This is a genomic window from Glutamicibacter sp. V16R2B1 (assembly GCF_005774635.1).
In the GTDB taxonomy this organism is placed as follows: Bacteria; Actinomycetota; Actinomycetes; order Actinomycetales; family Micrococcaceae; genus Glutamicibacter; species Glutamicibacter creatinolyticus.
Map to the genome: position 1 here is coordinate 303,094 of NZ_VATX01000015.1, position 15,356 is coordinate 318,449.

7 protein-coding genes and 1 pseudogene are annotated in these 15,356 nt (G+C 63.9%); 7 read left to right on the plus strand and 1 reads right to left on the minus strand.

Annotation, left to right across the window (positions count from 1 at the left end; all coding sequences use genetic code 11):
• Positions 1-91: 91 nt before the first annotated feature.
• On the plus strand, positions 92-3,982 hold the full coding sequence (locus FDN03_RS11480) for a DNA-directed RNA polymerase subunit beta' (protein ID WP_138177170.1): 3,891 nt from the start codon (positions 92-94) through the stop codon (positions 3,980-3,982).
• Positions 3,983-4,331: 349 nt separating this feature from the next.
• On the opposite strand, the gene FDN03_RS11485 is transcribed toward FDN03_RS11480, so the two are convergent.
• Positions 4,332-5,078 (minus strand): SUMF1/EgtB/PvdO family nonheme iron enzyme, encoded by a 747-nt coding sequence (locus FDN03_RS11485; RefSeq protein WP_138177173.1) that lies wholly within the window; start codon positions 5,076-5,078, stop codon positions 4,332-4,334.
• 165 nt (positions 5,079-5,243) lie between these two features.
• On the opposite strand from FDN03_RS11485, the pseudogene FDN03_RS11490 reads away from it, so the two are divergent.
• From FDN03_RS11490 to FDN03_RS11515, 6 genes and pseudogenes are all read left to right on the plus strand, one after another.
• Positions 5,244-5,810: pseudogene (locus FDN03_RS11490) on the plus strand (recombinase family protein); the annotation flags it as partial.
• Positions 5,811-6,999: 1,189 nt separating this feature from the next.
• A complete protein-coding gene (gene rpsL, locus FDN03_RS11495) occupies positions 7,000-7,374 on the plus strand; it encodes a 30S ribosomal protein S12 (protein WP_054820670.1) in 375 nt (124 codons plus the stop codon).
• Complete coding sequence (gene rpsG / locus FDN03_RS11500) at positions 7,374-7,844, plus strand: 30S ribosomal protein S7 (RefSeq protein ID WP_054820669.1); 471 nt, start codon at positions 7,374-7,376, stop codon at positions 7,842-7,844. The genes rpsL and rpsG overlap by 1 nt, the downstream gene beginning before the upstream one ends.
• Before the next feature lie 72 nt (positions 7,845-7,916).
• Positions 7,917-10,031 (plus strand): elongation factor G, encoded by a 2,115-nt coding sequence (gene fusA / locus FDN03_RS11505; protein ID WP_138177178.1) that lies wholly within the window; start codon positions 7,917-7,919, stop codon positions 10,029-10,031.
• Positions 10,032-10,274: 243 nt separating this feature from the next.
• Positions 10,275-11,465, plus strand: a complete 1,191-nt coding sequence (tuf, locus tag FDN03_RS11510; protein ID WP_138177181.1) for an elongation factor Tu — start codon at positions 10,275-10,277, stop codon at positions 11,463-11,465.
• Between the two features lie 181 nt (positions 11,466-11,646).
• Positions 11,647-15,330 carry a hypothetical protein gene (locus FDN03_RS11515; RefSeq protein ID WP_138177184.1) on the plus strand — a complete coding sequence of 1,228 codons (3,684 nt, stop codon included), beginning with the start codon at positions 11,647-11,649 and terminating at the stop codon, positions 15,328-15,330.
• Positions 15,331-15,356: the final 26 nt, after the last annotated feature.

Sequence of the window (15,356 nt, forward strand, 5' to 3'; positions counted from 1 at the left end):
GCGCGCACCGCGTGCCCGGCGCCGGGTCGGTGAGACCGACTTACCCATCACGTACTGACTTCAGACACCAGAGAAGAGAGATAAGGACCATATGTCCAGCGATTCCTCATTCGGCCTCATGCGCATCGGCCTTGCCACCGCGGAACAGATCCGCGCCTGGAGCTACGGCGAGGTCAAGAAGCCGGAAACCATTAACTACCGCACCCTGAAGCCCGAGAAGGACGGCCTGTTCTGCGAGAAGATCTTCGGTCCCTCGCGCGACTGGGAATGCTACTGCGGCAAGTACAAGCGCGTGCGCTTCAAGGGCATCATCTGTGAGCGCTGCGGCGTCGAGGTGACCCGCGCCAACGTGCGCCGTGAGCGCATGGGCCACATCGAGCTGGCCGCTCCGGTCACCCACATCTGGTACTTCAAGGGCGTTCCCTCGCGCTTGGGCTACCTGCTGGATCTGGCGCCGAAGGACCTGGAGAAGGTCATCTACTTCGCCGCCTACATGATCACCAGCGTGAACGAAGACCGTCGCCACGCCGAGATGCCGAACCTGCAGGCCCAGCACGACCTGGAGCTGCGCCAGCTGGCCAACAACGCCGAAGCGGACAAGCGTGCCGTGCTGGCGGACCTGGAAGCCGAGCTGGAGCGCCTGGAGGCCGGCGGGGCCAAGGGTGCCGAGCTGAACAAGGCCCGCACCAACGCGGAGAAGACCGTTCAGCAGATCGAGAAGCGTTCCAAGGCCGAGGCCGAGCGCCTGCGCGCCGTCTGGGAGCGCTTCAAGGGCCTGAAGGTCGCCGACCTGGAAGGTGACGAGGGCCTGTACCGCATCATGCGCGAGAAGTACGGCCTGTACTTCGAGGGCTCGATGGGTGCCGAGGCAATCCAGAAGCGCCTGGCCACCTTCGACCTGAAGGGCGAGGCCGAGAACCTCAAGCAGATCATCGACAACGGCAAGGGCCAGAAGAAGACCCGTGCCCTGAAGCGCCTGAACGTCATCAACGCGTTCCTCACCACGGACAACTCGCCCGAGGGCATGGTCCTGGACGCCGTTCCGGTGATCCCGCCGGAACTGCGCCCGATGGTTCAGCTCGACGGTGGCCGCTTCGCCACCTCGGACCTGAACGACCTGTACCGTCGTGTGATCAACCGCAACAACCGCCTCAAGCGCCTGCTGGATCTCGGTGCCCCCGAGATCATCGTGAACAACGAAAAGCGCATGCTGCAGGAAGCGGTCGACTCGCTGTTCGACAACGGACGCCGTGGCCGCCCGGTCACCGGCCCGGGCAACCGCCCGCTGAAGTCCCTGTCCGACATGCTCAAGGGCAAGCAGGGCCGCTTCCGCCAGAACCTGCTGGGTAAGCGTGTTGACTACTCGGGCCGTTCGGTCATCGTGGTCGGCCCGCAGCTGAAGCTGCACCAGTGCGGTCTGCCCAAGCAGATGGCCCTGGAGCTGTTCAAGCCGTTCGTGATGAAGCGCCTGGTTGACCTGAACCACGCGCAAAACATCAAGAGCGCCAAGCGGATGGTGGAGCGCTACCGCCCGCAGGTGTGGGACGTGCTCGAAGAGATCATCACCGAACACCCGGTGCTGCTCAACCGTGCACCCACCCTGCACCGCCTGGGCATCCAGGCCTTCGAACCCCAGCTGGTCGAAGGCAAGGCCCTGCAGCTGCACCCGCTGGTGTGTGCCGCGTTCAACGCGGACTTCGACGGCGACCAGATGGCAGTGCACCTGCCGCTGAGCCCCGAGGCCCAGGCCGAGGCGCGCATCCTGATGCTCTCCTCGCACAACATCCTCAAGCCGTCGGACGGTCGTCCGGTCGCCCTGCCGTCGCAGGATATGATCATCGGCCTGCACCACCTGACCACCAAGCGTGAGCAGGAGAAGGGTGCCGGGCGCGTGTTCACCTCGGTCGCCGAGGCCATCATGGCCATGGACCGTGGGGACCTGCACCTGAACGCCCCGATCAAGATCCGCGTGGAGAACTTCGTCCCGTCCGCCGAGCAGCCTGCTCCGGAAGGCTGGGAAGAGGGCACCCCGGCGCTGATCGACTCCTCGCTGGGCCAGGTGCTGTTCAACGACACCCTGCCGGCCGACTACCCGTGGGTTGCCAAGGTGGCGGGCAAGGACGCGCTTTCGGAGATCGTCAACGACCTGGCCGAGCGCTACCCGAAGGTGATTGCCGCCGAGACGCTGGACAACCTGAAGGACGCCGGTTTCCACTGGGCAACCCGTTCGGGTGTGACCGTGGCGATCTCGGACATCACCTCGAACATGGACAAGACCGCCATCCTGGCCCCGTACGAGGAGCGTGCCCGCAAGGTGCAGGCCTCCTACGACAAGGGCCTGATCGCCGACACCGAACGTCGCCAGGACCTGATTGACATCTGGACCAAGGCCACCGACGAGGTCGCCGACGCGATGAAGGAGGGCATGGAGGAACTGAACACCATTAACCGCATGGTGACCTCCAAGGCCCGTGGTAACTGGCTGCAACTGCGCCAGATTGCCGGTATCCGCGGCCTGGTGTCCAACCCGAAGGGTGAAATTATTCCTCGCCCGATCAAGTCCTCCTACCGTGAGGGCCTGTCGGTGCTGGAGTACTTCATCGCGACCCACGGTGCCCGTAAGGGCCTGGCGGATACCGCGCTGAAGACCGCGAACTCCGGTTACCTCACCCGTCGTCTGGTGGACGTGTCTCAGGACGTCATCGTGCGCGAGGAGGACTGCGGCACCCGTCGCGGCCTGACCGTGCCGATCGCCGAGGACATCGCCGGCTTCCGCAAGCTGCACGACACCGTGGAGAACTCGGCGTATACCCGCACGCTGGCCACCGACGTCAAGGACGCCGAGGGCAACGTGCTGGCCGAAGCCGGCTCGGACGTGGGCGACGTGCTGATCCAGAAGCTGTACGACGCGGGCGTGGATGAAATCCGCGTACGCTCCGTGCTGACCTGTGACTCGGCCGTGGGAACCTGTGCACACTGCTACGGCCGTTCGCTGGCCACCGGCAAGACCGTGGACATCGGCGAGGCCGTGGGCATCATCGCCGCACAGTCCATCGGTGAACCCGGTACCCAGCTGACCATGCGTACCTTCCACACCGGTGGTGTGGCCTCGGCTGATGACATCACCCAGGGTCTGCCCCGTATCCAGGAGCTCTTCGAAGCCCGTACCCCCAAGGGTGTGGCTCCGATGGCCGAAGTCACCGGTCGCGTGTCGATCGAGGACGACGAGAAGCAGCTGCGCGTGATCATCACCCCCGACAACGGGGATGAGAAGCAGGCCTACCCGATCCTGCGCCGTGCGCGCCTGGAGGTTGAGGAAGGTCAGCACGTGCAGGCCGGTACCCAGCTGACCAGCGGTACCCTGGACCCGAAGCAGGTTCTTCGCGTCCTCGGCCCGCGTGAGGCCCAGAAGTTCCTGGTCCGCGAGGTCCAGGACGTGTACCAGTCCCAGGGTGTGGGCATCCACGACAAGCACGTGGAAGTCATCGTGCGCCAGATGCTGCGTCGCATCACCGTCATTGAGTCCGGTGAGACCGACCTGCTGCCGGGTGTGCTGGCCGACCGTGCCCGCTTCACCGCCGCGAACCGCAAGGCCGTGGCCGAGGGCAAGCGTCCGGCAGCCGGCCGTGACGAGATGATGGGCATCACCAAGGCCTCGCTGGCGACCGACTCGTGGCTGTCCGCGGCCTCCTTCCAGGAGACCACCCGCGTACTGACCCAGGCCGCCATGGAGGGCAAGGAAGATCCGCTGCTGGGTCTGAAGGAGAACGTGATCATCGGTAAGCTGATCCCGGCCGGTACCGGCCTGGACCGCTACACCCAGGTCACCGTGGAGCCGACCGACGAGGCCAAGGCCACGTTGTTCACCGGCACCTCGGCCTTCTCCTCGGGCCTGTACGACGACGGACTGGACGGCGGGCTCTCGCCCGAGTTCCAGGCCATCTCGATGGATGACTACGACACCGGGCAGGACTTCCGCTAAACCGGAAGCAGCCCCGTCGGCTCCAGATGGCGAAGCCCGTCCCCACCGCTCTTTTGCGGTGGGGACGGGCTTCGCCCGTTAAGGACTTTGCCCAGCGGTGAACACCAAACTCTGTGGCTCAGCCGTGAACAGGACCCGGCAACCCTCGGATCGGTGACCCGTGCGTAGAGCGAGCGCGTTGCCGGAGTGAGGCGGGCAGGGGAGGGGACCGTAGTACGACAACTGTCAGTTTCCGAATTCCTCAGAACTTTTGTCCGCAGTCCTCGGCACTAGGCTGATCCGTCCGCAAGGGGAACCTTCTGTGGGATACCCGCCGCCGTGTACATGGGCTGGCCTGCTTTGGTCAGTCTCAGTATCGCCGGGGCGTCCATCCCGATGGCAGCATGCCAGTGATCTTTCCCCGTTCAGAATCAGCATCGGCTGACCAGCCTTGCGCTGCCTGTGCGTCATCGAAGACACCCCGTGCCACGCGCAGACCAAGGTCCGGGTGGCTCATCCCGGGCGCACCACCCCGACGCGTCGAAGCCCGCACGCTCCACGACTTATCAGCGAAACCTCCCCCGCGGAAGATCCGGTATTCTCCGTAGCGGGCCGGATCGAGTAGATCCCAACACCATTCCCATACGTTTCCAAGGGTGTCGTGGAGTCCGAAGGCATTGGGTAGTTTTTGACCAACTTCTTGCGGTTTCTCTACCTTGTCATTTGCTGTCCACCCAATGGCATCGAGGGGGCCGTATTGTGGCCCCGTTGTGCCGGCGCGGCAGGCGTATTCCCATTCGGCTTCCGTGGGCAAGCGGTACCCAGAGGCGTTGGTCTGCCAAGTCACCTCACCGGCTTCGATGATGTATGCAGGGGCAAGTCCTTCATTCATTGACGCTGCGTTGCAAAACAGGATGGCTTCTAACCAGTTGATATCCACCACGGGTTCCTGGGAGCCTGTTTCGCTGGTACCCATCAGTTGCGCGTACTGCGCGGTGGTGACGGAAGTGGCCCCGATCTCGAAAGGTTCTAGATCGACGGTCCAGCGGCGTTTCCGTCGTGCATCATGCAATTCCACTTGTCCGGCTGGTAGCGGACGAAGGTCAAAGATTAGCATTCCACAATGCTCCCATGCCGTCCCGCAAGCCGGTCGTTCACTGGTACAAGTGCGGACAACTTCGGGTCCTGGCAACACTGGCAGGTTTCCGGGTCCGCCCGACTCCCGTATGACCCGACCGAGAAAATGCCCGGTAGAGGCACCCTAAACGGGACGCTCCCAATCATGACCGGACTCCTTATCGGGTACGCGCGCGTATCCACTAACGACCAAGACCTCACCGCCCTAAAGAACGCGCTTATGGCCTCGGGCGTGACTCCTGAGAAGAACTTCACTGATCAAGGCCGCACTGGCACGAATAGGGCGCGGTCCGGGCTCAGCGAGGCGATGGCCGCTTGCCGTGCTGGGGATACGTTGGTGGTGATGAAGCTTGACCGGATGGCGCGATCCTTGCGCGACGCGATAGACATCGTTGATGAACTCACCGGCCGCGAGGTGAAGCTCAGCATCGGCGGATCAGTCCACGACCCCATCGACCTTGTAGGTAAGCTCCTGTTCAACGTCCTGGCTATGGTTGCCGAGTTTGAGGCAGATCTGATCCGGGCACGCACGCGTGAGGGCATGGCTGTTGCAAGGACAAAAGGCAGACTACGCGGCAAGCCGCCCAGACTTTCCAGCAAGCAAGAGGCACCTCTAGTAGCGCTGCATCGCGCTGGGAATCAGACAACGACAGAACTTGGAGAACTGTTCTCGGTGGCTAGATCGACCGTGTACCGCGCTCTCAGGCGAGCAATGAACCCATTAAGTAGGGTCGCTCAATTTTTTTCTGCGCAGGTGAGTACATTGGACTATTGCGCAAAGTCCAGCCCTGTGCAGTCACCTTCGGAAATTTTCATGTCCATGGTCGGCTGCGCAGGCCTGGAATCTCGATGGCTTGTGTGCAGTCACCTTCGGAAAATGACAACAACGCTAGCGTGTATCGGCACGAACTCCGTGAGCGGGTCGAGGAGCGACATCCGTGCTTCTAGGTTTTGCCAGGTAACGTCAGCTTAGCCCCAGACGCGGCGCAGGCAGGCGAGAGGCTGGGTTGCGCGAAGCCGACGGTGAGCGAGCGGCCTACGCCATGATCCCAGGCAGTAGAGGGATCTCCACTGTCGATAATCAGCGGGACAGAAAAGCACGACTAGTAGTATTTACACCCGGTGCTATTACAACTCTTGGGTGCGCAACAGGCGGCCTTGGGAAGCCAGGGGAGCGGAGTGCAGATGTGCGTGGCGCTGCCTTCCGAGGTTACGGACGGCCGCACACTGCCGCCCGCTGGACGATTCAACCCCGCACGTCGCGGATGCCAGCTGGCGACGCGGCATGGTAGGCGGCACGGTGCTCGCGCGCCTCCGCGAGCACGCCTCGCTTCTTCGGAAGCTTGCCCAGCCGAACATTGGGTGTCCTCCCGCGGCAACAATATTGAGCCAGGCCCCTCGGTCGGTATGCCGCTCATCGTTCTTGTTGGCGTGTTCGGCCTCTGTCAGTAAATCAGTCGAGGGTAGTCCGCTCGCCGCAGGGTATGGCCGGGGATGGATCGCCCCGGCGCAACAGCCGGCACGCGGATAGCCCGAATGATAGTGAGGCACATCCCATTGCTGGGCGGTGGGGCACATGCGAAAATAGTAGGTGAGACACTCCGGGGCTCAACGCCTGCAGGACAAGGGTTTGCGAACTGGCAATCAAATGGTCATGTGGGCTTTGAATCCTGGATTTTCGGGGCTGGCAGGATTAATGCTAGACTCGTAACAATTGTTTTATGTGTGGCAAAATGGACGCGGTCCGGGTTGCGGGTAGGTTGCGCAACGAATGCCACACTTTCGCACGCCTAGAGACTTTTCGCTGAGTGCGCGATGGAACGAGCAGATAGCGCAGCAGTACCCGTCATCCGATGGATCGGCGGCGCCGAAGAATTTTAGAAAATTGGAAGGACACGAAAGTGCCTACTATTCAGCAGCTGGTCCGTAAGGGCCGCCAGCCGCAGGTAAACAAGGGCAAGGCCCCTGCCCTGCGCGGCAACCCCATGCGTCGTGGCGTGTGCACCCGTGTGTACACCACCACCCCTAAGAAGCCGAACTCCGCTCTGCGTAAGGTTGCCCGTGTGCGCCTGTCCGGCGGCGTCGAAGTGACCGCCTACATCCCGGGTGTCGGACACAACCTGCAGGAACACTCCATCGTGCTGGTGCGCGGTGGTCGTGTGAAGGACCTGCCGGGCGTTCGCTACAAGATTGTTCGTGGTGCACTGGATACCCAGGGCGTTAAGGATCGTAAGCAGGCTCGTTCCCGCTACGGCGCAAAGAAGGATGGTAAGTAATGCCGCGTAAGGGTCCGGCGCCGAAGCGCCCACTGGTTTCTGATCCGGTATACGACTCGCCGTTGGTCACCCAGCTGATCAACAAGGTGCTGGTCGGTGGCAAGAAGTCCACCGCCGAGCGCATCGTCTACGGTGCACTGGAAGGTGCCGCCGCCAAGTCGGGCGCCGATGCCGTTTCGACCTTGAAGAAGGCCATGGACAACATCCGTCCGGCCCTTGAGGTTCGCTCCCGCCGTGTGGGTGGCGCAACCTACCAGGTGCCGGTCGAGGTCAAGCCGGGCCGCGCCACCGCGCTGGCCCTGCGCTGGCTAGTTGGCTACTCCAAGGCTCGTCGCGAGAAGACCATGATCGAGCGCCTGCAGAACGAGATTCTGGATGCCTCGAACGGTCTGGGTGCCGCTGTGAAGCGTCGCGAAGACACTCACAAGATGGCCGAGTCCAACAAGGCCTTCGCACACTACCGCTGGTAAGAATCGCCTGGCGTCGCCGGCGGCGGGAACCCGCCGCCGGCCATGCCAAGCCTCAGCTCTTAGGGAGACAACGTGGCACAGGACGTGCTTACTGACCTGAACAAGGTCCGCAATATCGGTATCATGGCACACATCGATGCCGGTAAGACCACCACCACTGAGCGCATCCTGTTCTACACGGGTGTGAACCACAAGCTCGGTGAGACCCACGACGGTGGTGCCACCACCGACTGGATGGAGCAGGAAAAGGAACGCGGTATCACCATTACCTCCGCGGCCGTGACTTGCTTCTGGAACAACAACCAGATCAACATCATCGACACCCCCGGCCACGTTGACTTCACCGTTGAGGTGGAACGTTCGCTGCGCGTGCTCGACGGCGCAGTTGCCGTCTTTGACGGCAAGGAAGGCGTGGAGCCGCAGTCCGAGACTGTGTGGCGCCAGGCCGACAAGTACAACGTCCCGCGTATCTGCTTCGTCAACAAGATGGACAAGCTGGGCGCTGACTTCTACTTCACCGTGGACACCATCGTCAACCGCCTGGGTGCCAAGCCGCTGGTCATGCAGCTGCCGATTGGCTCCGAGTCCGACTTCGTCGGCGTCGTTGACCTGCTGACCATGAAGGCATTCGTCTGGGAAGGCGACTCCAAGGGTGACGTCACCATGGGCGCCAACTACGAGATCCAGGAAATCCCTGCCGATCTGCAGGAGCGTGCCGAGGAATACCGCAACAAGCTGGTTGAGGACGTCGCCGAGGCCTCCGAGGAACTCATGGAGAAGTACCTCGAAGGCGAAGAGCTGAGCAATGAAGAGATCAAGGCCGGTATCCGCGCCCTGACCGTCAAGGGCGAAGCCTACCCGGTCTTCTGTGGCTCGGCCTTCAAGAACCGTGGCGTGCAGCCGATGATCGACGCGGTCATCGACTACCTGCCTTCCCCGCTGGACGTCGAGGCCATGGTTGGCCACGACCCCAAGGACGAGAGCATCGAACTGACCCGCGAGCCGAGCGAGGACGCACCGTTCTCCGCGCTGGCGTTCAAGATCGCTGCCCACCCGTTCTTCGGTCAGCTGAACTTCATCCGCGTGTACTCGGGCAAGGTCGCCTCCGGCGCCCAGCTGCTGAACTCCACCAAGCAGAAGCGCGAGCGCATCGGCAAGCTGTTCCAGATGCACGCCAACAAGGAGAACCCGGTTGATGAGATCCACGCGGGTCACATCTACGCGGTGATCGGCCTGAAGGACACCACCACCGGTGACACCCTGTGCGATCCGGCCAACCCGATCGTTCTGGAATCGATGACCTTCCCGGATCCGGTGATCTTCGTGGCCATCGAGCCCAAGACCAAGGGTGACCAGGAGAAGCTGTCGACCGCTATCCAGAAGCTGTCGGCGGAAGACCCGACCTTCACCGTTTCCCTGAACGAGGAAACCGGCCAGACCGAAATCGGCGGCATGGGCGAGCTGCACCTGGACATCCTGGTGGACCGCATGAAGCGCGAATTCCGCGTGGAAGCCAACGTCGGCAAGCCGCAGGTGGCCTACCGCGAAACCATCAAGAAGGCTGTGGAGAAGGTCGACTTCACCCACAAGAAGCAGACCGGTGGTTCCGGCCAGTTCGCGAAGGTGCAGGTCTCCTTCGAGCCGCTTGAGGTCGTTGAGGGCGTCAGCTACGAATTCAAGAACGCCATCACCGGTGGCCGCGTTCCGCGCGAGTACATCCCGTCGGTGGACGCAGGTATCCAGGACGCCATGCAGTTCGGCATCCTGGCCGGCTACCCGATGGTCGGCGTGAAGGCCACCCTGATCGACGGTGCCTACCACGACGTTGACTCCTCGGAAATGGCGTTCAAGATCGCCGGTTCGCAGGTCTTCAAGGAAGGTGCACGCCGCGCCAACCCGATCCTGCTCGAACCAGTGATGGCCGTCGAAGTCCGTACCCCGGAAGAGTACATGGGCGACGTCATCGGCGACCTGAACTCCCGCCGTGGCTCGATCCAGGAAATGTCCGATGCCTCGGGCGTCAAGGTCATCCGTGCCGCAGTGCCGCTGTCCGAGATGTTCGGCTACATCGGTGACCTGCGCTCGAAGACCCAGGGTCGTGCGGTGTACTCGATGACCTTCTCGACCTATGCTGAAGTTCCGAAGGCCGTGGCCGACGAGATCATTCAGAAGTCCCGCGGCGAGTAATCGCCTCAGGCACCAACACTTGGCCGTGACCCCGCCCGTGTGGGGGAGTGGCCGATCGCGAGGCCGGTTCCAAAGCCATTGAAACCGGCCTCGCAAACGGCCAACGAGGGATCCATCACAACCGGATCCCGCAGAGGACCGAAATTTCCATATTTATCCATGCCCCCAGTAGACTGATTCCAGTTTCGTTTGCGAACCGCGCAGACGGAAATACGTCTTCTGAAATGTTTCTAGGAGGAACCTGTGGCAAAGGCAAAGTTCGAGCGGACTAAGCCGCACGTCAACATTGGCACCATCGGTCACGTTGACCACGGTAAGACCACTTTGACGGCTGCCATTTCCAAGGTGCTTGCTGACAAGTACCCGGATCTGAACGAGCAGCGCGACTTCGCTAGCGTTGACTCCGCACCGGAAGAGCGCCAGCGCGGTATTACCATCAACATCTCGCACGTCGAGTACCAGACCGAGAAGCGTCACTACGCACACGTCGACGCCCCGGGCCACGCTGACTACGTGAAGAACATGATCACCGGTGCCGCCCAGATGGACGGCGCAATCCTGGTGGTTGCCGCTACCGACGGTCCGATGGCTCAGACCCGCGAGCACGTTCTGCTGGCTCGCCAGGTTGGCGTTCCGACCCTGCTGGTCGCACTGAACAAGTCCGACATGGTCGAGGACGAAGAACTGCTCGAGCTGGTGGAGATGGAAGTTCGCGAACTTCTGTCCTCGCAGGGCTTCGACGGTGACGACGCCCCGGTTGTTCGCGTTTCGGGCCTGAAGGCTCTGGAAGGCGACCCGGAGTGGACCAAGTCCATCGAAGAACTGATGGATGCCGTTGACACCTTCATCCCGGATCCGGTGCGTGACCGTGACAAGCCGTTCCTGATGCCGATCGAGGACGTCTTCACCATCACCGGTCGCGGTACCGTGGTGACCGGCCGCGCCGAGCGTGGCACCCTGGCCATCAACTCGGAAGTTGAGATCGTTGGCATCCGCCCGATCCAGAAGACCACCGTTACCGGTATCGAGATGTTCCACAAGCAGCTCGACGAGGCCTGGGCAGGCGAGAACTGTGGTCTGCTGCTTCGCGGTCTGAAGCGCGAAGACGTGGAACGCGGTCAGGTTGTTGTGAAGCCGGGTTCGATCACCCCGCACACCAACTTCGAGGCCAACGTCTACATCCTGTCCAAGGATGAAGGCGGCCGCCACAACCCGTTCTACTCGAACTACCGTCCGCAGTTCTACTTCCGCACCACCGACGTCACCGGCGTCATCACCCTGCCGGAAGGCACCGAGATGGTTATGCCGGGCGACAACACCGAAATGTCGGTTGAGCTGATCCAGCCGATCGCCATGGAAGAAGGCCTGGGCTTCGCTATCCGCGAGGGTGGCCGCACCGTTGGTTCGGGTCGCGTCACCAACATCACCAAGTAAGTACCTGGATGATGTTCTAGACCGCGAGGTCTAAGTTCAAAAAATTCCCCGTGACTCCGCAAGGAGTGACGGGGAATTTTTTATGCCCATACGCGTAGCAAAGCCGACATTTAGTCAAAAAGCTGGTTGAATTGATCCAGGTTCATACACGTCGGCGTACGCAAGAAAACGGGGGAGCGGCATGGGCTACACCATCTTGGTCATCATCATCGCGGTGGTGGCCTTCCTGATCGGACGGCGCACCGCCGCCGGCCGCCGCGGCCAGCAGCTCGGCCAGGCCTGGCAACAGGGCTATGATGCCGCAACGGCGTACTGGCGCACTGGCGCAGGGGCCCAGGCCTCCGAGCCGGACGCGGCGCCAGGACCCTCCGCTGCAGCCGGCAGCACACAGCCCGCGCCGGGTCATCCTTATGCCCAAGCCGGTTCCCCTCCGGCGCCGGCCCCCGGGCAACATCCTGCGCCCGCCGCACGCGACCAGCAGAGCCCGCAGCCCGCGCAAACCCCGCCAACCCCCGCCCGGCTTCCGTTCCTTGCGCCCGCGTCCGGCGGCCGGCAGGTCTCCGACCGGGTGCGGGCCATTGAATTCGGCCCCCAGCGCACGAGTGCAGCACCGAGCGTCCCGGTCCGCCCGGCACTGAGTGCGCGCGAACGCGAACTGCGCAACGTGAACATCACCTTGTATGTTGCCGCTCTGCTGCTGGTGGCGGCCGGCGCACTCTTCCTCAGCTTCGCCCTGGCCCCGGTGGCCAAACTGGTGGGCCTGTGTGTTGTTGCCGCAGCATTTTATGCCACGGGATTGATAGTCCACCGGGTCCAACCCAACCTGCGTCCGGCCGCCGCGGCCTTCACCGGCACGGGGTTGGCGCTGTTGCCCCTATGCGCCCTGGCGACCTACAACACCCTGCACACCTCACCCACCGGCATCTGGTTGGGCTACTCCGTGGTGGGCACCCTCGCGTTCGGCTTCGCCTCTTTGCGGCTGCACTCCCGGGTGCTGGCCTGGCTGGCCGTGCTGATCCTGATCTCCACCGCCATGTCCGGCGGCGCGGTGCTCCAGCAGGGCGTACTGGCCTACCTGCTGGCCCTGTTGGTGCTGGCGGTGGCAATGCTCCTGCTGGTCATCGGCAGCCCGGCCGTGCGCGCCTCACAATTCCACCAAGCGCTCTCCAGCAGCTACCGGCTGCTGCCTCCGCTGGTGTTCCTGGCCTCCCTGGTCATGCTGGATGAGTTGAGCAGCCGTGAATTCTTCTGGATCTTCCTGCCGCTGAGCGCCTTCTATGTGCTTAGCACCCGGCTGGAGGAGCGGCACCGACTTTGGAACCTGGCTGCCGCCCGGGCGTTCTTCCTGCTGGCGGTGCTGTTCGGGCTGGACTACGCACAGGCCGATCCCCGGGTGATCCTGGTTCTCCTGGCGGGGTTGCTGGCCGCCCAGGCGGCGCTGGTACAACACTTCGCCGCGGCCTATGAGCGGGTTTTTGGGGCCAGCCAAACCTGGCGGGTTGCCGAACGCATGGTGTTGTGGGCCGGCGCCTGGCTGGCGCTGGCCGCCGGGTATGCCCGGGACGCGCACTCCGCCCACGGCACCTGGTGGCTGACCCTGCTGGTCATCCCTGCCCTGCTGGTGCTGCTTGGCTGGCTGGCGGGAAGCGGCGGCACCCTGGTGGAGGCCGGCTGGCTGTTCGGGTTCGCCCTGCTGGCCCTGGCCGAGAACTGGCAGGACGAGTGGACGCCGCTGCCGGCACTGGTCCTTGGCATGGCGGGCCTGGGCGCCGTCGTGCGGCGGCAGCCCGAATCCCGGGCGCTGCTAGGTGCGCAGTTGCGTTGGGTGCTCCTGTTGGCGGTGGGCGCCAAGAGCGCCCAGCTGCTGCAGTTCCTGTTTGCCCCGGCCTCCGATCGGAGCGTGGCGAGTGCCGCGATGGTGGGTATCTGGGCGGCTGCCGCCGGGATGCTGGTCTACTCGGCCCGAAATGCGGGGCACGCAGAACGTACCGCCGTGGCGAACCTGCACTGGCGGATCCGGGTGACCGCCAGCCTGCTGGTGATGGTGGTGTTCGCACTGGCGTTGCGCCTGCAGGGAGAGCTGTCGTTCGGTGCGCACTTCCTGGGTGTCACTGCGGGCAGCTGGTCGGTGCTGGTGCTGATCGGCTCGGTGCTGGCCACCGCCTGGGTCGCCTGGCGCTGCCTGCCCACCTCGGATGGGGCCATGGATGCGTTCGTGCACGCGCCGGTGCTTGGGGCGTTGTGCGGCTACTTTGTCCTGGCACTGCGCTCGGATTTCTGGTGGCTGGCGCCGTTGGTGGCTACGGCCAATATTGTCTTTCTGATCGCGGCCCTGCCCCGCTGTACCGCGGCGGGCTGGAGAATCACCCATGCCGCACTGGCCCAGATCCAATTGAGCGTTGCCGCCTGGTGGAGTGTTGAGCACTTCGAGCTGGACCTGCACGGGCAGTTCTGTGTGCTGCTGCTCAGCGTGGTGCTGCCGCAAGCGGCGCGGCTGGTTCTCTCCCGCAGCCGCGGTGCAGCGGTGCCGGGGGAATTGCGGGTCATTGGGCTGGGAATCCTGGTGGGGTTGCCGTTGCTGCTGCTGGCCTATGCTGTCGGCCCGCAGACGGACCGGGGCACCGTCCTGCTGAGCCTGCTGCTCTGGCTGGGATATGCGCTGCTGGCACACTGGGCCTTCGGTGCCGGACCCTACCGGCAGTGGCTGCTGCTTCCCGTTAGCCTGGCCGTGGCGGCGCTGGCCATTGTCCCGGCCGCCACGTTCGGTTCCACGACCGGCTGGGTCCGGGCTGGATGGTGGGGCGCCACCGCGGCGATGTGGCTGCTCGCCGCCCAGGCGGTGGTTGCCCTGGGCCTTGAATGGACATACCGCCGGCAACAGGGCCACCAGGGAATCAGATTGGCGGCGTTGCTGGTGCCGCTGGTTCTCATGCTGGGCTATCAGCCCGAACTGCGCTGGCTGGCGCTGGTCTTCCTGATCGGCGCGGCTGGCTCAATCCTGCTGGTGCATTCCCGGCAGATGGGGCTGTACTCGGCGGCAGCTGCGCTATTGCTGCTGGGGGCCGCGGACACCGGCCTGCAGGCCCTGCGCTCGGGCACCATGGTGAGTGAGAGGTCGCTGGATTTGAGTTGGGCCCTGCTGGGTGGCGCGCTCGTGCTGCTGGTCCTTGCACTGCTGCACGGCCGCTTCCAGGAGCCGGTGCCGCACTACCCGCGGCACTGGCAGAAATCTGCGGACGCCGGCGGGCAGGCCGCGCGCATCTACTACGCCGCAATGCTGGCTTCCGGGTTCACCGCTGGGGCGGTGGCCCACCTGCTGCACCGCGAACCGTTGCCGCTGTTGGGCGGGGCACTGGTGCTGGTGCTGGCACTGCTGGTGGCGCGGCTGCACGAGCTGCCGCGCGCCTGGCGCCAGCATGGCACCGATGCGGTGGTCGTGGCCGCAGCCCTGGTGGCCCTGCGCTGCTACGGGGTGCTGGTCGAGCCGCTGGGCGCTTCCGCGGCGCTGCTGTACCTGGCGGTGGTGGCCGCCGGGATTGGGCTGCGTCATTGGGCGCCGCACCGCGCCCTGGGCCGCGGCTGGCTGATTGCCGGCGCGGCGCTGGGCAGTGCCGCCGAGTTGGCCTCGGTGCTGGATGCCGGAACACTGACCCAGATGCTGGTGCTGCTGTTCTTCGCCGGACTGCTGGCCCTGGGCTTGACCCAGGGGGAGCGGTTGCTGACGTGGTGGGCCGCGGTTGCCATCACAGCGGCGGTGGTCTGGTTCCTGCGCAACTATGCGTTCGTGCTGCTGGTCTTGGTGGCCATAGCGTTGATTGTGCTGGCGCTTTCCCGGCTGGTAAGGGTGGAGAACCGCAGGAACTAAGCCGGCGCGCTGCTCGGCGCCTTTCG

Coding starts and splice junctions, on each gene's coding strand:
- rpsG (WP_054820669.1), top strand. CDS start 7,374: ATGCCGCGTAAGGGTCCGGCGCCGAAGCGCCCACTGGTTTCTGATCCG.
- FDN03_RS11485 (WP_138177173.1), bottom strand. CDS start 5,078: ATGCTAATCTTTGACCTTCGTCCGCTACCAGCCGGACAAGTGGAATTG.
- FDN03_RS11480 (WP_138177170.1), top strand. CDS start 92: ATGTCCAGCGATTCCTCATTCGGCCTCATGCGCATCGGCCTTGCCACC.
- FDN03_RS11515 (WP_138177184.1), top strand. CDS start 11,647: ATGGGCTACACCATCTTGGTCATCATCATCGCGGTGGTGGCCTTCCTG.